General features: G+C 47.7%; 24 protein-coding genes. 12 read left to right on the forward strand and 12 right to left on the reverse strand.

The window, feature by feature from the left end; translation table 11 throughout:
* Nucleotides 1-233: 233 nt before the first annotated feature.
* The 7 genes from ASG16_RS05390 to ASG16_RS05420 all read left to right on the forward strand — a co-directional run bounded on the left by ASG16_RS05390 (nucleotide 234) and on the right by ASG16_RS05420 (nucleotide 6,508).
* On the forward strand, nucleotides 234-539 hold the full coding sequence (locus ASG16_RS05390) for an alpha-helical endospore appendage domain-containing protein (RefSeq protein ID WP_056488979.1): 306 nt from the start codon (nucleotides 234-236) through the stop codon (nucleotides 537-539).
* Nucleotides 540-766: 227 nt separating this feature from the next.
* The gene (locus ASG16_RS05395) at nucleotides 767-1,120 is read left to right on the forward strand and encodes an alpha-helical endospore appendage domain-containing protein (protein ID WP_056488977.1); all 354 of its coding nucleotides are present in this window, start codon (nucleotides 767-769) and stop codon (nucleotides 1,118-1,120) included.
* Nucleotides 1,121-1,178: 58 nt separating this feature from the next.
* On the forward strand, nucleotides 1,179-1,553 hold the full coding sequence (locus ASG16_RS05400) for an alpha-helical endospore appendage domain-containing protein (protein ID WP_241970691.1): 375 nt from the start codon (nucleotides 1,179-1,181) through the stop codon (nucleotides 1,551-1,553).
* A 34-nt stretch (nucleotides 1,554-1,587) separates the two neighbouring features.
* On the forward strand, nucleotides 1,588-2,403 hold the full coding sequence (locus ASG16_RS05405; RefSeq protein ID WP_056488972.1) for a hypothetical protein: 816 nt from the start codon (nucleotides 1,588-1,590) through the stop codon (nucleotides 2,401-2,403).
* 28 nt (nucleotides 2,404-2,431) lie between these two features.
* Nucleotides 2,432-3,355 carry an MBL fold metallo-hydrolase gene (locus tag ASG16_RS05410; protein ID WP_056488970.1) on the forward strand — a complete coding sequence of 308 codons (924 nt, stop codon included), beginning with the start codon at nucleotides 2,432-2,434 and terminating at the stop codon, nucleotides 3,353-3,355.
* Nucleotides 3,356-3,381: 26 nt separating this feature from the next.
* Nucleotides 3,382-5,253, forward strand: a complete 1,872-nt coding sequence (locus ASG16_RS05415) for a glycosyltransferase (protein ID WP_056488968.1) — start codon at nucleotides 3,382-3,384, stop codon at nucleotides 5,251-5,253.
* Nucleotides 5,254-5,485: 232 nt separating this feature from the next.
* The gene (locus ASG16_RS05420; protein WP_056488966.1) at nucleotides 5,486-6,508 is read left to right on the forward strand and encodes an alpha-helical endospore appendage domain-containing protein; all 1,023 of its coding nucleotides are present in this window, start codon (nucleotides 5,486-5,488) and stop codon (nucleotides 6,506-6,508) included.
* A 65-nt stretch (nucleotides 6,509-6,573) separates the two neighbouring features.
* On the opposite strand, the gene ASG16_RS05425 is transcribed toward ASG16_RS05420, so the two are convergent.
* Entirely contained in the window at nucleotides 6,574-6,915 is a 342-nt protein-coding gene (locus tag ASG16_RS05425; RefSeq protein WP_007720328.1) for a zinc ribbon domain-containing protein YjdM, read from the reverse strand.
* Between the two features lie 60 nt (nucleotides 6,916-6,975).
* Nucleotides 6,976-8,805: a helix-turn-helix transcriptional regulator gene (locus ASG16_RS05430; protein ID WP_241970699.1), complete on the reverse strand. Its 1,830-nt coding sequence runs from the start codon at nucleotides 8,803-8,805 to the stop codon at nucleotides 6,976-6,978.
* A gap of 171 nt (nucleotides 8,806-8,976) precedes the next feature.
* Here ASG16_RS05430 and ASG16_RS05435 point away from each other — a divergent pair, with 171 nt between their 5' ends.
* Together ASG16_RS05435 and ASG16_RS05440 are read left to right on the forward strand one after the other, a co-directional pair.
* Complete coding sequence (locus tag ASG16_RS05435) at nucleotides 8,977-10,872, forward strand: serine hydrolase domain-containing protein (RefSeq protein WP_056488963.1); 1,896 nt, start codon at nucleotides 8,977-8,979, stop codon at nucleotides 10,870-10,872.
* Nucleotides 10,873-10,977: 105 nt separating this feature from the next.
* Nucleotides 10,978-11,526: an NADPH-dependent FMN reductase gene (locus ASG16_RS05440; RefSeq protein WP_048035380.1), complete on the forward strand. Its 549-nt coding sequence runs from the start codon at nucleotides 10,978-10,980 to the stop codon at nucleotides 11,524-11,526.
* A gap of 148 nt (nucleotides 11,527-11,674) precedes the next feature.
* Here ASG16_RS05440 and ASG16_RS05445 read toward each other — a convergent pair whose 3' ends face one another.
* The 5 genes from ASG16_RS05445 to ASG16_RS05465 form a co-directional block, all read right to left on the reverse strand.
* Complete coding sequence (locus tag ASG16_RS05445; RefSeq protein WP_056488961.1) at nucleotides 11,675-12,856, reverse strand: ABC transporter permease; 1,182 nt, start codon at nucleotides 12,854-12,856, stop codon at nucleotides 11,675-11,677.
* On the reverse strand, nucleotides 12,853-13,572 hold the full coding sequence (locus tag ASG16_RS05450; protein ID WP_056488960.1) for an ABC transporter ATP-binding protein: 720 nt from the start codon (nucleotides 13,570-13,572) through the stop codon (nucleotides 12,853-12,855). The genes ASG16_RS05445 and ASG16_RS05450 overlap by 4 nt, the downstream gene beginning before the upstream one ends.
* Before the next feature lie 11 nt (nucleotides 13,573-13,583).
* Complete coding sequence (locus ASG16_RS05455; protein ID WP_056488957.1) at nucleotides 13,584-14,846, reverse strand: efflux RND transporter periplasmic adaptor subunit; 1,263 nt, start codon at nucleotides 14,844-14,846, stop codon at nucleotides 13,584-13,586.
* Nucleotides 14,847-14,997: 151 nt separating this feature from the next.
* Complete coding sequence (locus tag ASG16_RS05460) at nucleotides 14,998-16,104, reverse strand: sensor histidine kinase (RefSeq protein WP_056488955.1); 1,107 nt, start codon at nucleotides 16,102-16,104, stop codon at nucleotides 14,998-15,000.
* Nucleotides 16,097-16,798, reverse strand: a complete 702-nt coding sequence (locus ASG16_RS05465) for a response regulator transcription factor (RefSeq protein ID WP_056489312.1) — start codon at nucleotides 16,796-16,798, stop codon at nucleotides 16,097-16,099. The genes ASG16_RS05460 and ASG16_RS05465 overlap by 8 nt, the downstream gene beginning before the upstream one ends.
* Before the next feature lie 196 nt (nucleotides 16,799-16,994).
* Here ASG16_RS05465 and ASG16_RS05470 point away from each other — a divergent pair, with 196 nt between their 5' ends.
* From ASG16_RS05470 to ASG16_RS05480, 3 genes are read left to right on the forward strand one after another with little or no spacing between them, the layout of a single operon-like run.
* Nucleotides 16,995-17,780 carry a transporter substrate-binding domain-containing protein gene (locus ASG16_RS05470; protein ID WP_056488953.1) on the forward strand — a complete coding sequence of 262 codons (786 nt, stop codon included), beginning with the start codon at nucleotides 16,995-16,997 and terminating at the stop codon, nucleotides 17,778-17,780.
* Nucleotides 17,781-17,829: 49 nt separating this feature from the next.
* Complete coding sequence (locus tag ASG16_RS05475) at nucleotides 17,830-18,483, forward strand: amino acid ABC transporter permease (protein ID WP_007720310.1); 654 nt, start codon at nucleotides 17,830-17,832, stop codon at nucleotides 18,481-18,483.
* Entirely contained in the window at nucleotides 18,480-19,202 is a 723-nt protein-coding gene (locus ASG16_RS05480) for an amino acid ABC transporter ATP-binding protein (RefSeq protein ID WP_056488952.1), read from the forward strand. Before ASG16_RS05475 ends, ASG16_RS05480 begins: the two co-directional genes overlap by 4 nt.
* Before the next feature lie 66 nt (nucleotides 19,203-19,268).
* Here ASG16_RS05480 and ASG16_RS05485 read toward each other — a convergent pair whose 3' ends face one another.
* The 5 genes from ASG16_RS05485 to ASG16_RS05505 are packed head-to-tail and all read right to left on the reverse strand — an operon-like array spanning nucleotide 19,269 to nucleotide 24,705.
* Complete coding sequence (locus tag ASG16_RS05485; protein WP_056488950.1) at nucleotides 19,269-20,960, reverse strand: amylo-alpha-1,6-glucosidase; 1,692 nt, start codon at nucleotides 20,958-20,960, stop codon at nucleotides 19,269-19,271.
* Nucleotides 20,950-21,606 (reverse strand): YesL family protein, encoded by a 657-nt coding sequence (locus tag ASG16_RS05490; RefSeq protein WP_056488948.1) that lies wholly within the window; start codon nucleotides 21,604-21,606, stop codon nucleotides 20,950-20,952. The genes ASG16_RS05485 and ASG16_RS05490 overlap by 11 nt, the downstream gene beginning before the upstream one ends.
* Before the next feature lie 13 nt (nucleotides 21,607-21,619).
* Nucleotides 21,620-22,432 carry a carbohydrate ABC transporter permease gene (locus tag ASG16_RS05495; protein WP_082517199.1) on the reverse strand — a complete coding sequence of 271 codons (813 nt, stop codon included), beginning with the start codon at nucleotides 22,430-22,432 and terminating at the stop codon, nucleotides 21,620-21,622.
* The gene (locus ASG16_RS05500; protein ID WP_056489307.1) at nucleotides 22,429-23,349 is read right to left on the reverse strand and encodes a carbohydrate ABC transporter permease; all 921 of its coding nucleotides are present in this window, start codon (nucleotides 23,347-23,349) and stop codon (nucleotides 22,429-22,431) included. Before ASG16_RS05500 ends, ASG16_RS05495 begins: the two co-directional genes overlap by 4 nt.
* 57 nt (nucleotides 23,350-23,406) lie before the next feature.
* Entirely contained in the window at nucleotides 23,407-24,705 is a 1,299-nt protein-coding gene (locus ASG16_RS05505; protein ID WP_056488946.1) for an ABC transporter substrate-binding protein, read from the reverse strand.
* Nucleotides 24,706-24,738: the final 33 nt, after the last annotated feature.

A 24,738-nucleotide genomic window follows, 5' to 3' on the forward strand; every position in this document is an offset into this window, starting at 1 on the left:
CATTCGTATGGAAACTATCAGAATACCACTGGTCCGGGTCAATCGATCCGGGCTTTTCCTTTTCCTCTCTTCCATGCGCATGGTGTACCAATAAACAGTTCAGTGGGACACACACCTATGCATACACTTACCGTAGTTAAAACGAAGGGGGGAATAGCTAGCGCTCACGGTTTAGAAATAAGCGATAGCCGAACGAGTAAAATAGTTACCCAATACTTCAAAGAGGTGATCTCATGTCTCAACCTACCATTCCTAACATTACCCCCACAATTTCCGTTACGATTGAGCAATCCGTCTCTTTACTGCTGACATCCATTGCTCTGGAAGAATTGGCTTTGGCGCAAATCATGAATGCAGAGGCAGAAAAACTCCAGTTTGTGGTAGGTACATTGGGGATTACGCCAGGGGTCGTCCCCACCATCTCTGACATTCTTGCCGTTAACAACAGTGTTCACAGAACGCTGCAAGATGTCATCAAAAAAGATATGCTCTCGCAATTCAAGCTGGAAAGTGTGGTTAACATTATCCCGGGCACCTGAATGCGATTAAGTTGTCATATTAAGATCGCGGTTACATAACATGTACTGCGAGGAAGTTTCCATTTATTCACTATCAATCACGCGATCCTATGACGATTCTATCGTTTTTGTTGCAAGAAACTTGCCCGAAGGCGTTCTGTGCAAATAAAGGGAAGCAGATCGCCTTCTTCTTTGGGCTAGTCTTATTTTGTATCCAAAATCATACACAAAAAGGATGTAGATAACGGATGACAATGCCCACGGTCCCTAATATAACACCGGAAATCATATTGAAACGAAACGAAGTATTAAATTTGCTTCTCACCTCCATTGCGCTGGAGGAAATCGGACTTTCTCACATTATTAATACAGAGGGAGAAAAGATCCAAAAGATAGTGAAGGAGCAATTCCTCTCGCTCAATGATGCGCTTACCTTAAACAACAGCGTAGAACGAATGCTACGCAATGTCATCAAGACCGAGATGCTCCTACAATTCAGGCTGGAGGATATTATCAAGCTGGAGCAGATGCAACAGATGCAAAATAATCATGATCATCAGCACGATGACTTACCTGACTTACCCGACCTTCCATGCCTTTAAAGAATAGCCCTCATTACTTACACTGCTTTTCACGGGATCATAATTTTATTGAAGAGGGATGATGATGACCTTACGGGATAAAGTTCCATCAAACGATGTGCCTACACGCGAAGAAGCTTTGAGTCATTTGCTGCAATCTATTGCCCTAGAGGAAGAAGCATTGTCCAGATTGCTAAACGCCGAAGCTGACAAAGCCCTTGCTTTCGTTGGCAAAAATCTGGACTTCCCCAACACCCCCTCTAATGATGAGATCATTACCTTTAATCGTACAGTCATTTCGATTCTCGATTCGGTGCTGATGGCTGAGTGGCTTTTGTTAAAAAAGCTGGATGCAGCCATTCACATGTACCCTGTGGCGCTTACATCAAATTTTGAGATGGAAGAATCCGATTCCGGGGATGAATTGGAAGACGACTTCACCATCGACTATTAACGATTGATCATTTCAGAATTCGAGGTCAATTGCCATGAAGAACAGAGGTATCGATGACCAAACCGTTCTAAAGCTAACCTATTCCATCGTCCAGTTGGTCAAAGGATTGGAATCCCGCTTTCATCATGCCAAAGATTACGAGCTCATGCTGTTTGGCTACCAAATATCAACGATGTTCAATCTGCTTGTCAAACTGCATTCCCACATACATAACAAGCAGGTTGCTCACAGCCTCTTAATTGAATCGCGTAACCCTTTCCATCCCACTAGTGAAATGTACACACATGTCCTTGCTGCGATTGCCCAGTTATCGGAATTGGTAAAGACATGGAGTTTTCCACATAAACAAATCGCCACCTTGATTGAAAATCATCTGCGGCAATTACAAGCGTTTTACTCGATAGAAGGCCATTCCCATCACCAAACAAAGTCTATGGAACCGGAAGAGAATTCCCACTACGACAAGCCGATGCAATTGGAGCTGGAAGAAGAATTACCATGCGACGAACCGATACTGCTGGATCTAGGTGAGCAAACGAAAACTACTGACGCTCCACCTATGCCTCCCCCAACCCCTCCATTGCTCACAAACAACGCACGCATTGATACAGCCAACAACCGGAAATCAGTACGTTCAAAACCCCCATTAGTAGCACAGGCTGCCTCCATCCCTACTCCCGATAAAAACAAAAGCAAACCCAAGCGTCCCAAGCCTGTAACAAACGTGGCGAAAGTGCGAGGCCAGAAAAAAATGCTGGCAAAGCGAGTGTCTGCACCTGCAAAGCCTCCCTTTGTACCGAACTCCGTAAAGGTACGTATCGGCAATGTCACCAAGGTCATCCACATATGAACCTGAATCTAGTGAAGGAGTAAGGGATATGGATCGTTTGGAATTGATCGAAGTGGCCGGCAATAGTTATGTAGTCTCCGGTAAATACGGGATCGGTATCTATTTGGATAGGTCCAGCAAAACCGCTGTTTGCATTGATAGCGGACCGAATGCCACTGTTATCGAGAAAGTATGTACGAAAATCAGCGATCGAGGGTATCAAATCCTTGCCGTTGTTCATACACATGGTCACGCTGTTAATTATGGTGGCAATCTCTATTTGAAAAAGAGGTACCCTAACCTTCGCATCTACGCGACACATCTCGCCTCCTATCTCATTGAAAATCCGCATCTCGAGCCTTTGGTTTTCGACGAAGGTAGAGGGGCTGATACGGAGCCTGATCAAAACAAAAGGAATGCTCATGCGCTAGTAACCGATTATCTGCCATCTACCGATGGTATCTTTCACGTCCATTCCATCCCATTCAAAATCGTCTCCTTGCCTGGACATTCGCCGGGAATGGTCGGCATTATTACCCCTGATCATGTCCTTTATTGCGGCGATGCCTTATTTGGTCCCAAAACATTGAACAAGCAGGACCTCCTTTTTTTTAACGATCTGAGTGCTGCCAGAAGAAGCTTCAAGAAGCTCTCGACGATGAAATTGAACGCTTATGTGCTGTACCATGGTGGGCCCTTTAAGACAGTCACAGGTTTAATTAACAAGCATCTCACCCTTATGAAAGACACCTCTGCTTTTCTTGAAGCATGGATTCATGAGCAGCCAAGCACTCTCGAACAAGTAGTCCAAAAAGTCATGAAAAAGTATGAGTTTAAAGATGACTTGCACCGCTACGGTTTGACTACTTCGATTATCCGTTCTTATTTAAAAGAGCTACAGCAAGAGAACCGAATTGTCGCAAAAGTGGACAACGGTTTACTGCTATTCAGTAAACCTGCGACAACCACTTGAACAAAGGCTATATATGGGGGTATACCATGGGTAAAAGACGTATTTTAATCGGTAGTCCCATTCAACAATTCCCGATCATTTTGGAGGAATTCCTTCAATCCCTCACGGAGCTGACTACCAAAAACGAACTGGTTCATTACATGTTCATTGACGATAACAAAGACCCACTATCCAGTACACTCTTGGCTGATTTCGAGAAGGAGAACAAACGAACCGTCATCCTCAAAAACATAGACGATGACACGTATGTCCGAAATGAAATGACGCATTATTGGACGGAACGAAATATTTGGAAAGTAGCGCAAATGAAAGATTCGATTATCTCCTATGCGCTCAAAGAGGGTTTCGATTATTTGTTTTTGATCGATTCCGATCTCGTTTTACACCCTCACACCCTGCAACAATTGCTTCAAGCCAATAAAGATATTATCTCCAACATTTACTGGACACGTTGGCAGCCTGATACGATTGAGCTTCCTCAGGTTTGGCTGATGGACCAATACACGTTGACACGCGAAGGCGCAACTGAATCAGCGGAGAACCAAAACTTTTTAGAAATGCTGCGTAAACCGGGTGTGTATGAGGTAGGCGGCCTCGGTGCATGCACGTTAATCCATCGAAAGGTCTTGGAGGCAGGCGTCAGCTTTAAACGAATAGCGAACTTGTCGTTCTGGGGAGAAGATCGGCATTTTTGCGTTCGGGCTGTAGCTATGGGCTTTTCTTTACATGTGGATACGCATCTTCCTGGGTACCACATCTACCGTCAGTCGGATCTGGCAGGAGTAAGTGAGTATCGCAAAAAAAATGGTATGACAGCGGGGAAAACGAGTCAGATTTCCATCAGCTTATGCATGATCGTCAAAAATGAAGAAGACGCTCTGGAGCGTTGCCTCTCCACCGTTGCGGATCTCGTCGATGAAATCATTATCGTCGACACGGGTTCAACAGACCGCACGAAAGAAATTGCGTCCAACTATGGCTGCACCCTTTATGATTTCGAGTGGATTGATGATTTTTCAGCCGCACGCAACTATGCGTTCAGCAAGGCAACATGCCCCTATATTTTGTGGCTGGATGCAGACGATATCCTTCTGGAGAAAGATCGTCAGCTCTTCCGCGAGTTGAAGTTTACGTTGAATTACAGCATCGACAGTGTCACGATGAACTACAACCTTTCTGTAGACAGCAATGGGAATGTGGCATACAGCATTCGCCGCAATCGCCTCGTAAAACGCGACCGCGGTTTTCGCTGGATCGGACCTGTTCATGAGTATTTGGAAGTAAGCGGAAACGTCATCAACACTGACATATCCATCACGCATAACAAGCAGAAGGCATACACGGACCGCAATCTGCAAATCTATCGACGCAGGGATGCCAAAGGGGAAGAATTCTCTCCACGGGACTTGTACTATTATGCGAATGAATTACGCGACAATCAGTATCATGAGGAGGCCATTACTTTTTACACGAAGTTCCTGAACACCCAACAAGGCTGGGTAGAGGACAACATTAACGCTTGCTTGAAGTTGGCGAGTTGCTATTCCCATCTATACGAGAGACAAAATGTTCTGTCGTCGCTCTATCGTACGTTCAACTACGATCGCCCACGAGCGGAAGCGTGCTGTCAGATCGGAGCCTTTCACGTCGAAGATAAAAATTGGCCGCTGGCGATTTTTTGGTATGATCTCGCAACAAAAGTAGAGCAACCTGCTGAAAAGCTCGCACACATCGACCACGTTTCATGGACCTGGCTACCTCATCTGCAACTCTGCTTGTGCTATTCTCAAATGGGGGATAACGAGAAATCACGTCACCACAATGATATTGCCTACTCTTATAACCCAACTCACCCTAGCATTCTTTACAATAAAAGGTATTTTGAGTCTCTGACCTGACTCCTCTCGTGATCATGAAAAAGTTACCCACCCTGTGGGTGAATGTATCAATGCCATATGCAATGGCAATGGTGGTCTATTTTTTGATGAGCACGGTGCTTACCGGTTAACACAAAAGCCAAACTGGAAATCGGATTGGCTTTTTTCTGTTTCTATACAGCCAGGCACGCGCACAGATAAGACCTCATAACATAGTAATAAGTTTTTGAATGTAACAGGAAGGATGAATGCCATGTCTCAAGCCAATATTCCCAATATTACTCCCACCATTACTGTAACGAGAGACGATGCTATCAATCTCCTCCTTACTTCCATCGCCATCGAAGAGCTCAGCCTCGGGCATATTATTAATGCAGAAGCAGAAAAATTGCAATATGCCATTGGTACACTACCAGGCTTGACTGTTCCTGCTTCGTTAAGTGATCTTCTTCTGGTGAATGCAAGTGTACGCCAAACCTTGCAAGACGTTACGAAAAAAGAAATGCTATTGCAATCGAAACTGGACAATATCCTGTCTGTTCCATCCAGCAGCACAGTTGGCATAACGGGGGATACGGGGGCCACAGGGCCGACTGGCGTTGGTACTACTGGAGCTACGGGCGCAACAGGGGCCACGGGCGTTGGGATTACTGGAGCTACGGGCGCAACAGGGGCCACGGGCGTTGGTATTACTGGAGCTACGGGCACGACAGGTGCGACGGGGATTACTGGAGCTACGGGTGCCACCGGAGAAACTGGCGCTACCGGGGCAACAGGCGCAACTGGACCTGCTTTCACCACTGAAAACTTCTCCGCCTTCTTATCAACGGTAACCCTTAGCGCATCTTCCCAATTAGTTAACTGGTCAACAGCGAGCCCCTACTATAGTAATCCAAGTTTCAACCCTGTGACTGGCACTTACACAGTACCAGCGACTGGAACTTACGCCATCAAAGCAACCATTAACTATGAAACAAGCGCAGCCATTACCGGTAGTTTAGACCCGGCAATCACCCCTGCATTTGAAGTACGGAGACTTACCCCTACTGCGACAAGTCTCATTATCGGTGATTTCCCTGTTCTCAACGTAAACATTGCGCTCGTACTCACATTAAGAACCATTCTGGGGACAGGAACCGTCACACTCGCGGGTGACGTTCAACTCAATGCAGATGATACACTCGGTTTGTTCTATGTTGCCAATGGATTGACCATCAACCTCAACTTAGGTGGAAGCGGCGAGGGTATCGTCTGGTCCATTCATCGTCTTACTTAACGAGGCCTTGCTATTATGAAAAAAGCTGACTGCACTCTACCATGCAGTCAGCTTTTTCTCGTCCATTACACCTTTTTCACAAATTCCGATTTTAACTTCATCGCGCCAAAACCATCGATTTTACAATCAATATCATGGTCCCCATCAATCAGGCGAATGTTTTTTACCTTTGTTCCTATTTTTACAACTAATGAAGTTCCTTTTACCTTGAGGTCTTTAATGACCGTTACTGTGTCGCCATCGTTAAGGACATTTCCATTCGCATCCTTGATGACCTTGTTATCTTCACCGTTATCGTTGCCTGCTTGGAGCGTCCACTCATGGCTGCATTCCGGGCATACCAAGGAGCTTCCGTCTTCGTACGTGTATTCTGAATGACATTTTGGGCAATTTGGCAATTGACTCATCTTTGAATAACCTCCATTCGATACTGTCCATTCTATCATAAACTAGCCTGAAAACCTGGCCTAACCAGTAAGCCCTTCGTCCCGTGCTTTTTTAACGGCCTCTTCGCGATTCTTAACACCCAGTTTTGCATAAATCACTGTGGTACAATTGCGTACTGTTCCTTCAGAAAGAAAGATTTTCTCTGCGATTGTTTTCATGCGAACCCCCTCTACTAACGAGGCAAGTATGCCTCTTTCCCGTTCCGTCAACCCATAGGGACACTCGCGTCCTTGCTTTTGGCGAAGTCCATTCAGCTCTTCTTGCTGCAAGCGCATTTCTTTAAAAAGGACATCAGCAATCTTATGGTTAATCAACGCTTCTCCTTGATGAACAACTCGTATCGCCTCTACGAGCTCAACCGGACTAACCGATTTTAACAAGTAGCCATTCGCGCCACTCCCTAGCGTTTCCGTCGCAAGGGCTGTTTCTTCGAAGGTCGTCAACATAATGACACGCATGTCTGGCCACCGCTCACGTATCGCTTGTAAAGTCTTCGCCCCGTCCATGACAGGCATTTGAACGTCCAAAAGTACGACGTCGGGCTTTTCTTTTGGAATGATGTCCAGTGCTATCAAGCCGTTCTCTGCGACCCCGACAACTTGCAAATCTTGCTGATTCTGTAAAACAAGCTGCAAACCTTCCCTCACAAAGGGCTGATCATCGACGATCAAGATACGTATGCCTGCACTTGGTACAGCCTGCATAGCTGGCAGACTACAAATGACCGTCACACCTCCCTCGTCCATACAATGGATCGATAATCGTCCCTGAAGTGCTTCCAGCCTTTCCTTCATCGAGTGCAAACCAAATCCGAATTCGATCGTCCCATTTCCTTCCCCATTATCTTCAACCTGCAACCGAATCTGGGCTTCTTCAAAGTATAGCCCCACTTGAATTTGTGATGCTTTTCCGTGGCGCACAGCATTGGTCAGTGTTTCTTGCAGGCAGCGGTACAAAGTCAGCTTCATGGAACGGCTCAACGCATACTTAGCGCCGTACATACGCAGCTTGACGGACACCCCTGTAGCCACCTGAAATTGCCCGATCAATTCAACGAAGGCGGACTCCATGGTCGTAGCAGATTCATAGCCATTCTGAGCCCATTTGTGGAAAATCCCTCTGGACTCGTCCAAACCTTGTCGGGCCATCTGCAAAAGCATGTCCAGCCGGCTAGCCTCCGCATCCGGTATTTTAGACCGAAGCATCTCCAGCCCCATAATGAGCGATGTCATCGTGTGTCCGATCGTGTCATGCAGCTCTCGGGACATTTTGTTTCGTTCTTCCAGCAGAGTGATTTCCTCCACCCGGGAAGCGTATTGCTCCAATATCTGGTTCTGGTTTTGAATAATCAGGCTCTGCTTGTGCATACGGCTAAGCAATTGAAAGGCAAAACCAAGTGCATATGCCGCGAAATGGTACACAATTAGATCACTTTCGGCTATAGGCTCGAAATCAAACCCAATTGCCTCGGACACAAGAAACGGAATCGCCAAAATCGCCAATGGTCCCGTCCAGCGATAAGATCGTTCCGCACTGTGATATCCGATGAGAAAAGCGATGGGGATAAACTGCCATCTTACTCCCTCAAAAAAGAAGTTCAAGGCAATACACAAGCCTCCACTCAAAATAATCTCAGCGAACAAATATAGGTTACGAGAGTATCGACGCAAACAACTGGGGACGACAAGCACCAATAACCAAACGATCAATGTAACCACTAGCGGATAAGGCAATTGATCTTGATATCGGACAAGGCCGAGGAAAATCGTCACCCCCCACATAAAGTGGATGGTGAAGATCATCCAGTCGACCCATAACCATCGTTTAACAAATGCAAGCAATTGGCACACCTCATCTACACCCAAACTTTCTCTCCATTATATTCCCAGATGACGCCCAGCTACTATCACGATAAGCAATGACATTCTGTTACTTCTCACCGTGACACTCATCGTCCTATACTCATCCCTGTCGCTGGCTTACAACAATTGACTGACGCAAAACGCGAAAGGTGATGAAACATGACATTATTTGCTCTACGAAAATGGTTTGCCGTTTTGCTCGTATCCTGCCTCATGCTGATACAGCCCCTATCTGTGGCCAATGCTCGCTCGCCGCTTACTACTCCTCCTTCCATCGAACAAGTAGTTGATCCCCTCATGAAAAAGGAAATGAACAACTTGCATATCCCTGGTGCAGCCATTGTCATTACCCAGGGAGATCGCATCATTTTTAAAAAAGGCTATGGTTTTGCCGACGTCGAGCAGCAAATCCCCGTTGATCCTGAGCGTACGGTGTTTCGAATTGGTTCCGTGACCAAGTCGTTTACCGCTACTGCAGCGATGCAGCTCGTGGAAAAAGGCAAGCTTTCCTTACGCGAAGATTTGAATACCGTCCTAAAAGACTACAAAATCACCAATAATCGTTACGGCCCGATCACACTCCACCACCTGCTCACACATACAGCCGGCATAGATGAAAAGATTTATAAAAGAGACAACCGCCAGAGTGTGATACCGGAATTCTCGACCGAGGCCGTAAATGAAACGCTTCAGATGCAAAAGACGATTTTCACGCCAGGCAGCAAATTTCAATACAGTAATGCGGGCACCGGATTGTTAGGGAGTGTAATCGAACAAGTTTCCGGTCAATCTTTGCATGACTATATGCGGGAGAATATCTTCCGCCCGCTAGGTATGGATTCCGCCGAATTGTATCTCCCACAAGACAGGAGCAAGCTGGCTAAAAGCTATTATTACGACGGAAACGGCTATCAAACAATTCCTTATTCGGGAATTATTTTTCCAGGGAGTGGTGCCGCTAATATGACACCAGTCGACTTTGCCCCCTATATGATCGCCCATCTTTCAGACGGCAGCTATAACGGCACATCTCTGCTGAGACCAGAAACTGTCCAGCTTATGCATGCCCAGCAATTCGCGGCCCATAAACGCATGCATGGAATTGGCTACGGCTTTTTTAAAGGAGAGACGAAAAACGGCATTCCTACCCTTTGGGCAAACGGTGGGATTGATGGCTTTATCTCGAAAATGGTGCTGATTCCCTCAGAATCAATCGGCATCTTTGTTACGGTGAACGCCACGCATCCGGGCTTGGAGCTGCACAGCAAGATCGTGAACGCGTTTACAGACAAGCTACTGACAGAGCAAGTCCGCAAGCCCCTAACTCCTGTTGCTGGAACCATAGACGAAATGAAAAAGCTGGAGGGTCAATATCTGCTTACCCTGACGCCCGAGAATGGCTGGGGCAAAGGGCTTCGGCTGCTCAGTAGCTACCCTTACACAGTGAAGGCATTGGATGGGCAGACGATATCCGTGACTGGTTTATTCCAGAATGAAGGACAGCAATCCCTTGAGAAAAAGTTTGTGCAGGTAGACGATCATTTCTTTCAAGAGATCGGCGGCGAGGAACAGCTATATTTTCACGAGGAACAAGGGACATTTTATATGACAGGACCGATGAACTTTTCACTCCCTCGTATCTCCTTCATCGAAAGTCCGCCTGTTCTCCTGGTTCTGTATGTGATTCCCGGAATCGTGTTCATCCTTCTTCCGCTCGTCTGGCTCGCTCGTTTCGGGCTGCGCAAATGGCGCAAACAATCGTACGCCATTTCGAAGATCGTTCCGATCATGGCTCTGCTTCATAGCTTATTTTTTATCATCCAATTCACCTATGCAAACGCAGAGCTTGTCTATGGCTACCCGGCCTTCTACCAAGTGGTTGTCGCATCCCTGCCGATCGTTTCGTTGACCCTCGCCGCTTATTTGCTACTGCGAATCGGAACAGCTAAGGAGCGCGATCGCTGGAAGGTAACGAATAGCGCAGCAGCGGTACTCTCCATCCTGTATACTGGCTATTTATTTTACTGGAACTTTCTTTCCCTTCATTACTCATAAGACTCCGAGGCCGCAACTGCGCTTTACAGTTGTCGCATTTTTTTAAGCATAATGTTTGATCCAAGGAACTACCATTAAACTAAGCCGCATAAGGAGGAACGAACGATGAGTACTTCTAGCTTAAAAATCGGGATTATTCTGGGCAGCTCTCGCCCAGGCCGAGTCAGTCCCCAAGTAGGTGCGTGGCTCAAAGGAGTTGCCGATCAACGAGGAGATGCAGCGTATGAAATCGTTGATATCGCGGACTTTCACTTACCGTTCTTTGGCGATCCGAGTGGTGAGCAACAGGTAGCCGCCTGGGCGGCAAAGCTATCCAGCCTGGATGGATTCGTATTCGTTACCGCCGAATACAACCACAGCATCACGGGGGTATTAAAAAACGCACTCGACCTCGCCCGCAAGGAATGGTACAACAAAGCGGCCGGTATCGTCAGCTATGGTTCATCAGGCGGAACTCGTGCAGCAGAGCACTTACGTGGAATCCTGGGGGAATTGCAGGTTGCCGACGTGCGTACACAACCTGCCTTCAATCTATTTACGGATTTTGAAAATTACACGGTCTTTAAACCATCCGAATTGCACATCCCACATGTAAACGACATGTTGAATCAGGTGATTAGTTGGTCAACGGCATTACAATCAGTTCGGGACTAATAAGAAAACCTCTATCGAGGCCTTTACAAGGAGGAGCGACCGCGTTTTAGCGGAAAGTTTCCATGCGCTCCGGAATTTATTTTATAAATTCCTATACGTTAGAAAAATGACTAGCAGCGATATCTGCTAGTCATTTCTTTTTCGTTCCTCACTCATATCGCAACGCATCAATCGGATGGAGCCTGGCTGCCTTATGAGCCGGGTAGAGCCCAAAGAAAATACCGATGGCACTGGAAAACCCAAAAGCGATTACGATACTTTCCCACGATAGTAGCGGCGGTACTTCGACATATTGCGAGGCAAACATGGCTGTCCCGATGCCGAGCAGCACGCCAATCGTTCCACCAATCAGACAGACAATCATCGATTCGATCAAAAACTGCAGCATAATATCTCCGTAACGCGCCCCTAACGCTTTGCGAATGCCGATTTCCCGCGTCCGCTCCGTGACAGATACGAGCATGATGTTCATGACGCCAATCCCACCGACAAATAACGCAATCCCGGCTGCGACACTAAAGATCGTGGTGAGCGTACCGGAAAAGGAATCCATCTCCCCCAGTGCGTTCTCAATACTATCGATTTGGTAGTAGTTTTCGCGATCGTGCCTGCGGTTTAAGTACTTCTCTGTCTGCCTCTTGGCTGCTTCCATCGTTTCCTTCGACTTGGCTTTTACGGTTATCGTATGAACGTACTTGTACCCGTCCATATTGTGCAGAAAAGTAATCGGCATATAGGCACCCTCGGATCGACCAGCGTCAATCATCAGCTTGGCTTCACTTACCACGCCAATAACGATGACTGATGCTGATTTGAAAGTCAAACGCTTGCCAATTGGGTCTTCACGTCCGAAAAGCCCTGCTGCTAATTTTTCGGTTAAAACGATAACCGGCTTTCCCTCTCTTACTTCCTTCGCAGTAAAATATCTGCCTGCAACTATTTTCAAGTTGGGTTGAACCTTTAACAGATCCTCATTTGTTCCTTGTATACTTGCGTCCTTCCCCTTTTTCGGGCCACGAATCGTTCCATAAAGATTTGTGAACGGCACGGCCTCTTCAATGTAGGGCGATTGTTGGGGAAGTGCATAAGCATCCTCCACTGTCAAATCAGAAAGCTTGCTTCCTTGGTCCCACCAAATAGTAACGCTGAAATTAGTAGCACCCAGCTTCTCCAATTGATCGGTATAGGCCTGTTGACTGCCGTTTCCTAGTGTAATCACGGCAATAACAGACATGATTCCGATGATGATCCCAGACATCGTCAAGGTAGCTCGGAGCTTATTTGTCCCAATCCCTTCCAGAGCCGTACGAAAGCTTTCGAGTAAATTCACGTGAGGATCACCTCCTCGGACGGAGTAGCAAACAAGCGCTTCTCCACTCGCTCATCTCGGATGATATGACCATCTCGAAACGTAATGACGCGCTCGGCATGCTGAGCGATATCCGCCTCGTGCGTGACGAGCAGAATCGTTACCCCTTGCGCATGCAACTCCTGAAAAATCGCCATGATCTCGATGCTGGAACGACTGTCCAGATTCCCTGTCGGCTCGTCAGCAAGTAAAATGGCTGGCTGGTTTACCAACGCTCTGGCGATAGCTACCCGCTGTCTTTGACCGCCGGACAGTTGCGTTGGTTTATGATCCATCCGCTGGGCAAGTCCGACACGCTGCAACGCCGCTTTCGCTCTTTTTTTGCGTTCTGTCATGCCTACGCCCGCATACATCATCGGCAACTCTACGTTTCGCAGCGAAGTAGCACGTGGCAACAAATGAAACGATTGAAAGACAAAGCCGATTTTTTGATTGCGCACCTGCGCCAGCCCACTATCCTTCAACTGCGTAACATCAATTCCATCCAAGACATACGATCCGGAGGTTGGCCGATCCAGACAACCCAGCATGTTCATAAACGTCGATTTTCCGGAACCAGAAGGTCCCACGATCGCCACGAATTCACCTTGAGCCACGTGGATATTGACATTTTGCAAAGCGAACAGCTCCAGCTCATCCGTCTTGTACTGTTTGGTTAACCCCTCAATGTTCAGCATATTATCCTCCTTTACCCCGCAAACTCTTCGGGAGATGCTTGGAAGACCGCTTCATTTTCTTGTAAGGTTTCCGGTGGATTCGCTACCAATTCTTCACTGCCATCCAATCCGCTTTCAATTTGGATAAACAATTCACTTTCAATTCCAGTCGTCACTTTTTTCTTCTTGGCCCTGCCATTTTCCACTACCCAGACAAAGGAAGATCCATCTTGATCCGTCACGACTGCCTCAATGGGAACCTGCATGGCGTTTGCTGCTTTTTGCAGAACGATGTTCACATCCACGTGAAAACCTGGCTTCAAATACTCCCTCGTCTCATTCAGATTGACAGCGACCGGCACTCCCGTACTCTCCCCACCCGGCTCTTTGCTGGTTACAGCTATAGGAGATATGCGCGACACCTTACCTTGCAACTGTTCTCCGCCTAAGGAAATGCCTGAGACCACCGCATCCTGTCCGATTTTGATTTTACGCAAGTCAGATTCTCCGACTCCTGCTTCGACCATAACATCATTGGTATCTCCAACCGTGAGAATTTCCTCGCCTTTACTTAGGTACTTCCCTTGTTTCACCTTCATGGAGAGCACCGTCCCGTCAATCGGAGACACGATGCTGCTTTGCACACGTTGCTTTTCATATTTTGCTTTTTCCAAATTCAGCTTTTGAATTTGCGCCTCGTAGGAGCGAATCTCTGCCTTGTCTGGCCCTTTTTGCTTCAAAAGTAGATCTTGCTTTGCGACCTTCACGCTTGATTCCGCTGTTTGCAGCTTTTGCTTCGCCTCCTCTACAGCCTGTTGGGTTGACACGCCTGCGGTAAACAGCGATTGCGTTCGCTGGTAATCTTTTAATGCCGTTTGGTACTCGCGTTCATGCTGGGCAAGCTGCTCCTGCATTTTCGTGACTTCCTCAGGCTCCACACCTTTGGAGAGCCTTGCGATATTCGCTTCCTGAATGGTGATTTGCGCCTCGATATCCATGATTTCATTGCTGACATCGGACATGTCGATATTGCCAATCACCTGCCCTTTCGTCACTTTGTCTCCCTCCTTGATGGAGAAATTCCGCAGATCGCCTGCATAGTTGGCGAACAATGTATGTTCATTTCGTACTTTGACCAAGCCCGACGTCAAAATCGTGCTTTCCAAGTCGGCCGTTACCACCGTTGATAACATGACAGGAATACCATTCTTCTTTTCTCCCGAAGAAGCTGCATAGCCGCCGAACCCGGCCACAAGCACGCCCACACCCAGCCAGATCCACAAACGTTTTTTCATATTCCTTACCTCCCCAAAAACTTTAAACCCCGATCATTCTTAGCCAATCAAAAAACCCCACTTTTTCTATTACAGGTTCCACCCTGGCTCGTCACCCGATCAGGATAAGAAAAACTGTTAAAAGAAAAAGTGGGGTAATCCTTAAATTTTTTTAAAGTGAGGTAGTCTGTTCGTAAGGTAAGCGTATTTCAAAAACGGTGCGGATCAAATTGCTTTGCGCAGAAATCGTCCCTTCATGGCGCTCGACGATATTTTTGGCGATAAACAGCCCAAGACCTGTGCTTCCGTTTTGATGACTTCGGGCCTTGTCACCCGTGTAAAACATCTCAAAAAGATGCGGCAGCTCTTCCTCGGGAATTTCGTTTCCATAATTGATAATCTGCACAACGACCTCGTCACCCGCAAGAAAACCGTTGATATCAACAAACTGACCATCGTGCCCGTAACGGATGGCATTGGTCATGATGTTCTCGAAAACACGTGCCAAGAGCTCGCCATCTCCGCAAACCGTCAATCGTGAGGCCACATTCATTCTGGTTTCCAACTGATTTTTTTCCAAAGAAGGATATAGCTCCTCGTTTAACTGCATGAGTAATTCACTCAGGTCAATCAGATTCTGTTGGATGGTGAGCATGCCGTAGTTCATTCTCGTAATTTCGAAGAGCTCATCGATCAGTTTTTCCAAACGCTGCGACTTGGTAAAAGCAATATTCGTGTAATGTCGGGCTTGTTCCATTGTCAACTGCTCGTCCCGCAAAATGATGTCCAAATACCCTAAAACAGAAGTCAGCGGCGTCCGCAGGTCATGCGCCAGGTTTAAAACCAACTGATCCTTGCTGCTTTCGGCAAAATCTCCTCTTTGTACGGCTTCTTGCAATTTTTCACCCGCCAAATTGATGTCCTTGGCAATATCTCCAAACTCATCGTTTGACGGTATTTGAACATGATGGGTAAAGTCGCCGTTTGCAAGATGATGAATTCCTCTGGAAATCTCCTGAAAGTAGACGGCATACCGTTTGGTTAGCAAGAAGAAAAACAGTATGGCTAGTGGAACAAAAATAATCAGAAAGAAGTAAATGTCCCCTATTTCTCGCATAAAATAGCGAATCGGCGTCAACAAGCTTTCAAACTTTACCTGTGTTCGATAGTAAAACTGTAGCGCTTTAAAGATCACATAGGTAACCGAACCAGATAGAAGCAAACTTAGACCCAGAAGCTTGACCATTTGGAACCGAAAGCTCCGTATCATCTTAGCCATGAAAGGAATACCCTACTCCCCAGACCGTTTTAATCCACTTGTTTTTGGTTTTTTCTTCTCCCAGCTTCTTTCGCAAGGTGCGAATGTGCACCATGACTGTATTGCAGCCTTCATAGTACGCTTCGCCCCACACCTGCTGGAAAATATTATCCGCGCTAAACACCTTCTTTGGATAGCTGGCCAGCAGATAGAGAATATCAAACTCTTTTGGCGTTAACTCAATCGTTTCTCCGTACAGGCTCACGGTTCGCTGCTCTGGATAAATGATAAGTCCACCTGCCTCTACGACCTTGTTACTCGCTACTGCTACTGCTGGTTGATTCAACTGCTTAAAGCGCCTCAGTTGGGCATTCACACGAGCGACTAATTCCATTGGATTGAATGGCTTGGTCATATAATCATCTGCGCCCATCACCAAGCCCGAGATTTTATCCAGATCGGATGTCTTGGCACTCAAAAAGATGATCGGCATATTGTGCTGCTCGCGAATGAGCCGGGTGACCTCATAGCCATCCAGCCCAGGCATCATGATATCGAGGATCGCCAAATCAATCGAATGGTTCTGTACAGCTTGGAGTGCTGCCTTTCCATCCGCTGCGATAATTGTGTGGTAACCTTCTTTTTTCACATGCAAGGCAACGAGCTCAGCAATCTCCGCTTCATCGTCGGCGATCAATATGGTGACGTGCTTCATCGTTTTTCCCATCCCTTGTATACATTTCCTACCATTATAGCAGGTATGAAATAACTTTTCTGTTATCACACGTAGAGCTTGATCATACAATTATGGATAATAATTACTTTCAGTTTCTTTTGACTTTGCAGACTTTTCTATATTAATATATTCATGTCCATATCATATCTATCATAAATATACTTGGGGGTAATTTATGAAAAAACTAATGTTTGCTGTTGTTTCTGGTTTGTTGGCACTGACGGTAAGTGCGTGTGGCACTGGCACGAATCAGGCCGCCTCGACATCTGGGCAATCCGGTGCGACGAAGTACGTGTTTGGTACAGATGCAACATACCCACCCTTTGAGTTTGAAAAAGACGGAAAATACGTGGGAATTGACATCGACCTGATCAATGCGATCGCCAAAGAAGAAGGCTTTGAGGTAGAAATTAAGCCGATGGACTTCAAAGGAATCATTCCGGCTGTTCAAGCGAAGCAATTGGACGGTGCCATTGCAGGGATCAGCATCACAGATAAGCGTAAAGAAATTTTGGATTTCTCTGAACCTTACTATCAAGCAGGTCTTTCCCTGGTCGTACGTGAGGACAACACAACGATCAATGGAGAGGCAGACTTGGCTGGCAAAACGATTGCTATCAAAAAAGGCACGACTGGCGCGACCTTTGCTGATGAGCTCGGGAAAAAGTACGGAGCGACTGTCAAATACTTCGACGATAGCCCTTCCATGTTCCAAGAGGTTCAGAACGGCAACGCTGATGTAACCATCGAAGATTATCCGGTTATCTCTTATAAAATTGCGGTAGACCCTGCTTCCAAACTAAAAATTGTAGGCGATCGTCTCAATGGTGACCACTACGGCATCGCGGTATTAAAAGGGAACAAAGAGCTGCAAGACAAACTCAACTCCGGTCTGAAGAAGCTGAAAGAGAACGGGAAATACGACGAAATCATCAACACATACTTGAACACGAAAAAATAAGGCGCAAGACGCGCCTTTTTTTCACCTTAGAAAGAATGGAGTTGTCCAAATGAGCAGTAGTTGGGATGTCATTGTCGATGCTCTTCCTGTCTTGGCCCAAGGCTCTGTGGTCACGTTAAAAATAACGGTCATTTCCCTGTTTTTTGCTCTCTTAATCGGATTGCTTTTTGGTTTAATGAGCACCAGCCGCTCCAAAATACTCCGCGGCATTGCAACCGCTTACGTTGACTTTCTCCGCGGCACACCGCTGTTGGTTCAAATCTTCTTTATTTATTTTGGCTTGCCGCCTGTCCTTGATATCAAAATTCCAGAGACAACCGCAGGTATTCTTGCGCTCAGCCTCAATGCCGGAGCGTACCTGGCTGAAATTTTCCGCGGAGGGATTCTCTCCATCGATAAAGGACAGATGGAAGCAGCTCGCTCCCTCGGACTCACGCACGGAAAAGCCATGCGCCTGGTTATCTTGCCTCAGGCTGTTCGCCGCATGATTCCTGCCTTCGTCAACCAATTCATCGTGACGCTAAAAGACACCTCACTCCTAACGGTCATTGGTATCCGTGAACTGATGAACAGTGGTGAGATTATCATTTCTAGCAACTTCCGTTCATTCGAAATTTGGGCTGTAGTAGCGGTCTTCTATTTCCTGATGATATACATCCTCAGTCTGCTATCCCGTTCCCTTGAGAGGAGGTTCGCGAAATGATTCATGTAGAGAATTTGAAAAAGAGCTTTGGCTCGTTGGAAGTCTTAAAAGACATCTCGACTACCATTGAAGAGCGCGAAGTTGTCTGTGTCATCGGTCCCTCCGGCTCGGGAAAAAGTACGTTTCTGCGCTGCCTGAACCAGTTGGAAGAGGTGACATCCGGCAAAATCACCATTGAGGGCATGGAGGTTACTTCCCCCAAAGTGGACATTAACAAGCTGCGAGAGCGTGTCGGCATGGTGTTTCAGCGGTTCAATCTCTTTCCGCATCTCACTGTTTTGGAAAACATTATGCTCGCACCCAAGCACGTCAAAAATTCAGCGCGTCAGCAAAATGAACAAAAGGCGCTGCAACTCCTCAAAAAAGTAGATTTGGCGGACAAGCGAGACGTGTATCCAGATCGGTTGTCTGGTGGTCAACAGCAGCGTGTAGCCATTACCCGTGCGCTCGCCATGGACCCTCATATCATGCTGTTCGATGAACCTACCTCTGCACTCGACCCGGAAATGGTCGGTGAAGTTCTTCAGGTGATGAAGGATTTGGCCAAAGAAGGAATGACGATGGTCGTGGTTACACATGAGATGGGCTTCGCCCGTGAAGTAGCCGATCGCGTGATTTTCATGGATGGCGGATTCATCGTAGAGGAAGGCACGCCTGCCGAGATTTTTGACAACCCTCAGCATGAGAGAACCAAAGCGTTTCTCAGTAAAGTACTGTAAAACAAGCAACGAGCATGATGCGATTTTTCATCCATCATGCCCGCTTGTTTTTTCTATGAAACTACCTCACACATACTCATGCGCCAGCATCAAAAACACGCTGGACGTCCATGTAAATGCCCGATCCCTCAAGCCATCACCTGTCAGTGCATCGAAGTTTTCCGCCATGCCACTGCGTGCTGCCATTCGGCAAAAACGTCTGGCAATCTCCTGAGAAAACGCCACTTCACCTGCTCGCCGCAATCCATCGACCAATAGCATCGTCACTGGTGCCCAGATCGGGCCTAACCAGTAGCCATCAGCTCGGTAGAAGGAGCTGGTTGGACTCTCCGTAGCCAGACCATTCTCTGTCAAAAATCGCCCCTGCAAGTCCGCAATCAGCTTGGCCCGGATGTCCTGCGGCAGCTTTTCGCCTAGCACGAGAGGCATATAGCGAATCAAGCTGTCTCCTTGGGTAGGCTGATCGCTGCCAGAGTGGGTCGCGAAGAAGTTTTCGCCATTCCAGTGCTTCTCCAGGAGGCGTTGCAGCGTCATTTCCGCCTTTTCCTGCCACTTCGCTGCCTCTTCAGGACAGCCCAGTCTCTTCGCCAAATCCGCAAGCACATCCATTTGCAGAATCAAATACGCAGGCAAATCTGGGCTTTCAATCGGTGCCCCCTCGAGGAAAATCGTGCTGTTGTCCCAGCCGCAGTCATAGCCGTGATTGTACTGCGGAATCCCGTCCTGATCATCATCGCGATAACGGAACCACCAGTCGGTCCAGCGACAAAGCGGCTCGTACACCTCTTCCAGCATCTCGTTTGTAATCGCGTCGTTCCGATCCAGCATCCAGCGCAGCGTCCAGCCGTGAATCGGAGGCTTGCAGCAGTTCCACAACGCATACCGATCATTGATAAAATCGGGGAAGACACCACTTTCGTCCTGCCTGTCGATAAAAATCATGAGCTGATCCCACGCCAGCGGCAGGTTTGCTCGCGTCAGTGCCATCGCATTGAAGCAATGATCCCAGCTCCATATATTCGTCATCCAGTTTTTGGACATGTACATCGCAGACCGCGGCAGATAGCCTTCAGGTCTCACCACACAAGACCAGGTGATGTACGTCGCGAGTTCTCGTGCTTCATTCAAGCCTTCACGATGCTCTTCAGATACAGAGAGTGTCCGTTCCAGCCACTCGTCGTACTCTTTTTTTACCTGCTCCCATCCATCGGCAAAGGCAGGATAGCTGCGCTCCTTCCATACCGTGTGGAACTCCTCCAATACGCCTTCCAGTACACCCGTTTCCTCGTCGGGAAGAAAGGTTACGCTCACTTGCTGTTCACGCGATGCCTTTGTAGGGTTGACCACCAGCGCTCCAGCAAGCGGAGTCACTCGCAAGCGAATTTCCGTGGAAAAGTGATTGATTTCCCAGCATCCGGCTCCTGCTTGGATCGCGTAGTCTGCTGCCGTCGATTCCAGCACGAGTCGCAAACCAACGCCTTGACCACGTAACTGCACCACCTGCGGCTCGCTCATGCACAGCTTCACTTCGCCTTTATCTCCGTAGAGACGCAGCAAGGTTGGCGTAGCCTCCGTCTCAAATGGAACCGCCACACCATCGGCTACCATTTCTATTCGAAAAATCGCGCCATCGTGGTTGTCTCCTCCACGAATATTGCGCAAATACAGCCCTTCTGCTCGTTTGGTATTCCCCAGTCGCGAGAGTACGAGATACGACCCGTATCGGCTAAAAGGAACGATTCCTAAATCAAACTGCATATGTCTCACCTCGAGGTTGCTTCGTCGATCGTTTACGATCGCGCTTTTCCAGCAGACGATTCATTCTGGCGTTCATCCACCAGACAGGCAGGCTCGCTCCCAACAAGATCGTCAAAACGGGAATCGCCAGCAAGAGAATCAAGAGAAGGAGCAAGCCTCCCATCGTGACGAGCGAATGCACCGGAAAGGCCGCAACCAGCCAAAACGATTGCTTGAGCGTCCGCTTCACGTCTGCATCCTCCCGAACAAGCAGGGAAAAAGCGTGGCAAGAAGTAGCCGCATGCAAGAATCCAATCCCCGCAAAAACGGCCGCAATCGAGAGCCCCCACAGGGTGCCCATGCGAAGGAAAAACACCACATCGACCCACAGGATTGCCCCTGTTAGCACCATCCCTGCGCCAAGCCATTGGCTCCTCCAGAAGTAGTGGCGAAAAGCATGCCAGAAGGCGGACAAAAGCCCACGGTCTTTCCACTTGCCGCTAAGTACGTCGTACAAAGCGGCTGTCGCTGGGAAGATTCCAAAGACGATGCCTCCCATGAGCGTGCACGCCACCCACATGAGATGCGCTGCCGCCATCCGCAACAATCGCTCACCAAATTGATGAAATGACCATGCCCAGCCTTCCCATTTCGCCCGATTCCCCACTGTAGCTCCCTCCTTACTTGATAGCAACGCCGGCTGAATTGTCTACGATATATCGTTGTGCGAGGAAAAAGAGGAATAACGGCGGAAGCGAGATCAGTAACGTTACCGCCATCAGCCCGGTAGCCTCTACTTCATACATCCCTTTAAATTGCGCCAGTCCCAGCGTCAGCGTGTACTGACTTTGGTCATTTAAGAAAATGAGTGGACCCAAGTAGTCGTTCCATGTGCCCAAGATGTTGAATACACTCACCAAAATCAAAGCAGGCATCATCAACGGCATAATAATCCGAGCATAAATCTGAAACGAACCGGCACCATCAATACGCGCCGCTTCATCCAGCTCACGAGGAATGGTCAAAATAAACTGTCGCATAAGGAAAATATAAAACGCTGACCCAAAGAATGAAGGAACAATCAATGGCTTGAGCGTGTTGATCCAGCCCAGGTAGTTGAATTCCATGTACAGCGGGATCATCGTCACTTCCCATGGAATCATCATCGTGGCCAGAACGACCATGAACAGAAAGTCCCTCCCTTTAAACGTAAACCGGGCAAAGCCGTACGCGACCAGCGAAGACGATATCAACTGACCAATCGTAGTCAGGATCGTCACCGTCAACGAGTTTTCCAAATACAGATGAAACGGCTGTGACATCCACGCATTCCCGAAGTTCTCCCAATGCAGCACATCCGGAATCCATTTGGGTGGATACTGCAAAATCTCAGTATCTGACTTGAGCGCAGTAGAGATCATCCAGTAAAACGGTGCGAGAAACAGGAAAGAGAAAAAGATCAAGCTCGCATAAGCGATCGTTTTGCGTATCAAGCTTCTTCCCCTCCCCTGCGGTTGTCGCCCTCGTAGTACACCCATTTGCCGGACGTTTTAAATACGAGGAAGGTCAATACCAAGATGATCACAAACATAAACCAGGAGTTCGCCGAAGCATATCCCATCTTGAAGTATTTGAAGGCGTTGTCATACGCGAACATGGCATAGAAATACGTAGACTGCAACGGTCCGCCTCCTGTGAGCAAGAGTGCTAGACTCAACTGCTGGAACGCACTAATGATCGTCATAATCAGGTTGAACAAAATCGTTGGGCTGACCATCGGCAGTGTAATCCGGAAAAACTTTTGCACCGCCCCTGCCCCATCAATCGAAGCCGCTTCATACAAGCTCTCCGGGATGCTTTTGAGCCCCGCCAGGAAAATCAATACCATGGAGCCTTGCCCCCACAGACTGGCGATTACCATGGCAACGAGTGCCCATGACGTATCGTTTAGCCAATTTGGACCTGTAATCCCAACCAGACTGAGCAAATAGTTGAAAATACCGTATTCCCCGTCATACACCCACGCCCAAATCATCGCCAGCGCCACACCAGAAATCACGCTCGGCAAGTAAAACACTGTGCGGAAAAAGCCGCTGCCTCTTACCTTCTGATTCAGCATCATGGCCAAAAACAACGCGATGAACAAATTTAACGGTACAAACAACAGCGCAAATTTAATGGTGACCCAGAGTGATTGCCAAAACAGTGGATCATCCGTAAACATATTGACGTAGTTGTCCAAGCCGACGAACGTAACCTCACCAACGACAGGCCAATCAAAAAAGCTCATGACGAGCGAAAACAACATCGGTCCCAGCGTAAAAGCGAGAAAGCCGATAATCCAAGGCAAGATAAAAAGATAGGGCGTAAGAAACGCCCTTCCCCCCAGTTTTTTCGGTTGAACGGTCATGGCAGGCTGTTTATGTGTCACGACACTCTCTGTATTCAAATTCCTGACCCCTTCCCGTTATTTCAAGAATTTCTGGGAGTCTTTGACTGCCTTGTTCAGTAATTCCTCGGCATTTTGTCCCATCATGATCGCATTGACTGCTGCGGAAAGGTTCCGATTGATTTCGTTCCAGTGTGGATTCAACAGGAAGGCTGGCGTGTCATTCGATTGCTCCAATGTCTTGTAGAACGGCGCGTAAAGCGGGTCCTGATCGAGCTTCTTCTCTTGTACGACACTAATACGCACAGGCAAGTCAGATGTACGCATCTTGATCGCATCACTGGAAACGAAGAACTTCAAAAACTCCCAAGCTAGTTCTTTGTTTTTGGAATCCTTGGCGATCGATACTGAGGAGGTTGCAATGACACCCTTACCAGGCTTGCCAGGGAATTGCGGCATTACGACCGTACCAAAGTCGACATTTGCCTTCTTGTACGACTCGAGCGACCATACACCGTTGTCATACATCGCGAGCTTGCCCGCTTTGAACAAGTCGTTGCCGCTTTGCTGGTTTTTGCCACCGACGAGCAAAGCGCTCTTGTCCTTGGCCAAGTCACTGAAAATTTGCAGAGCTTCTGCTGTTTCCTTGCTGTTCATGTAGCCTTCGATGGTTTTTCCGTCAGGGCTGATGAAGCTGCTGCCATTGCTCCACACGAACTGCTGCAAATCGTACGTATCCGGCTCCGAACGAACAGCGAAGCCATACTGCTTCTTGTCACGAACGGTCAGTTGTTTGGCTGCCGATTTGAAATCCTCCCACGTCCAGTCGTCTGTCGGAAGTGGTACATTTGCTTCGTTAAACAGTTTTTTGTTATAGAAGACGACCCGCGTCGAGAAGCCCGCTGGGAGACCGAACAATTTTCCATCGAAGCGATTATAGTTTAAGAGGCCTTGGTAAAAGTCGTCGATTGCCACTGATGGGTCCTTCTTTACGTACTCATCCAATGGCTCGAGCGAGGCGTTGTACGTTGGGAAATCCCACATGTACATGACATCTGGCGGGTTTTTCGCTCCGAATGCCGCTACCAGCTTCTGATCAAATCCATCTGCATATGCCTCGACTTGTACCTTCACACCCGGGTTTTTCTGTTCGAATTGTTTCGCGATATCTTGTTGGATCTTCAGCATTTGGTCCGTATCCCATGTCGCGAAACGCAATGTAACCGTTTCCTTTTTATCAGACGATGCTGGCGTTGTCGTACCCGTGTTACTAGACGTGCCGTCTGTACCTGATGGCTGGGCTTGTGAACAACCAGCCGCGACGGCCAACAGTAGTGCCATGCCAGCTGCCATCCATTTTGACGCAACCTTTTTCATCTGTGATCCCCCCTAGATTTACCCCTCATTTTT

This window comes from Brevibacillus sp. Leaf182, from assembly GCF_001423865.2.
In the GTDB taxonomy this organism is placed as follows: Bacteria; Bacillota; Bacilli; order Brevibacillales; family Brevibacillaceae; genus Brevibacillus; species Brevibacillus brevis_C.

What these genes read in the sequence shown, in the direction of transcription:
- ASG16_RS05460 (WP_056488955.1), bottom strand. Translation starts at nt 16,104, where the DNA reads ATGGCTAAGATGATACGGAGCTTTCGGTTCCAAATGGTCAAGCTTCTG.
- ASG16_RS05505 (WP_056488946.1), bottom strand. Translation starts at nt 24,705, where the DNA reads ATGAAAAAGGTTGCGTCAAAATGGATGGCAGCTGGCATGGCACTACTG.
- ASG16_RS05400 (WP_241970691.1), top strand. Translation starts at nt 1,179, where the DNA reads ATGATGATGACCTTACGGGATAAAGTTCCATCAAACGATGTGCCTACA.
- ASG16_RS05425 (WP_007720328.1), bottom strand. Translation starts at nt 6,915, where the DNA reads ATGAGTCAATTGCCAAATTGCCCAAAATGTCATTCAGAATACACGTAC.
- ASG16_RS05410 (WP_056488970.1), top strand. Translation starts at nt 2,432, where the DNA reads ATGGATCGTTTGGAATTGATCGAAGTGGCCGGCAATAGTTATGTAGTC.
- ASG16_RS05405 (WP_056488972.1), top strand. Translation starts at nt 1,588, where the DNA reads ATGAAGAACAGAGGTATCGATGACCAAACCGTTCTAAAGCTAACCTAT.
- ASG16_RS05415 (WP_056488968.1), top strand. Translation starts at nt 3,382, where the DNA reads ATGGGTAAAAGACGTATTTTAATCGGTAGTCCCATTCAACAATTCCCG.
- ASG16_RS05470 (WP_056488953.1), top strand. Translation starts at nt 16,995, where the DNA reads ATGAAAAAACTAATGTTTGCTGTTGTTTCTGGTTTGTTGGCACTGACG.
- ASG16_RS05455 (WP_056488957.1), bottom strand. Translation starts at nt 14,846, where the DNA reads ATGAAAAAACGTTTGTGGATCTGGCTGGGTGTGGGCGTGCTTGTGGCC.
- ASG16_RS05480 (WP_056488952.1), top strand. Translation starts at nt 18,480, where the DNA reads ATGATTCATGTAGAGAATTTGAAAAAGAGCTTTGGCTCGTTGGAAGTC.
- ASG16_RS05435 (WP_056488963.1), top strand. Translation starts at nt 8,977, where the DNA reads ATGACATTATTTGCTCTACGAAAATGGTTTGCCGTTTTGCTCGTATCC.
- ASG16_RS05450 (WP_056488960.1), bottom strand. Translation starts at nt 13,572, where the DNA reads ATGCTGAACATTGAGGGGTTAACCAAACAGTACAAGACGGATGAGCTG.
- ASG16_RS05465 (WP_056489312.1), bottom strand. Translation starts at nt 16,798, where the DNA reads ATGAAGCACGTCACCATATTGATCGCCGACGATGAAGCGGAGATTGCT.
- ASG16_RS05390 (WP_056488979.1), top strand. Translation starts at nt 234, where the DNA reads ATGTCTCAACCTACCATTCCTAACATTACCCCCACAATTTCCGTTACG.
- ASG16_RS05420 (WP_056488966.1), top strand. Translation starts at nt 5,486, where the DNA reads ATGTCTCAAGCCAATATTCCCAATATTACTCCCACCATTACTGTAACG.
- ASG16_RS05500 (WP_056489307.1), bottom strand. Translation starts at nt 23,349, where the DNA reads ATGACCGTTCAACCGAAAAAACTGGGGGGAAGGGCGTTTCTTACGCCC.
- ASG16_RS05395 (WP_056488977.1), top strand. Translation starts at nt 767, where the DNA reads ATGACAATGCCCACGGTCCCTAATATAACACCGGAAATCATATTGAAA.
- ASG16_RS05475 (WP_007720310.1), top strand. Translation starts at nt 17,830, where the DNA reads ATGAGCAGTAGTTGGGATGTCATTGTCGATGCTCTTCCTGTCTTGGCC.
- ASG16_RS05485 (WP_056488950.1), bottom strand. Translation starts at nt 20,960, where the DNA reads ATGCAGTTTGATTTAGGAATCGTTCCTTTTAGCCGATACGGGTCGTAT.
- ASG16_RS05440 (WP_048035380.1), top strand. Translation starts at nt 10,978, where the DNA reads ATGAGTACTTCTAGCTTAAAAATCGGGATTATTCTGGGCAGCTCTCGC.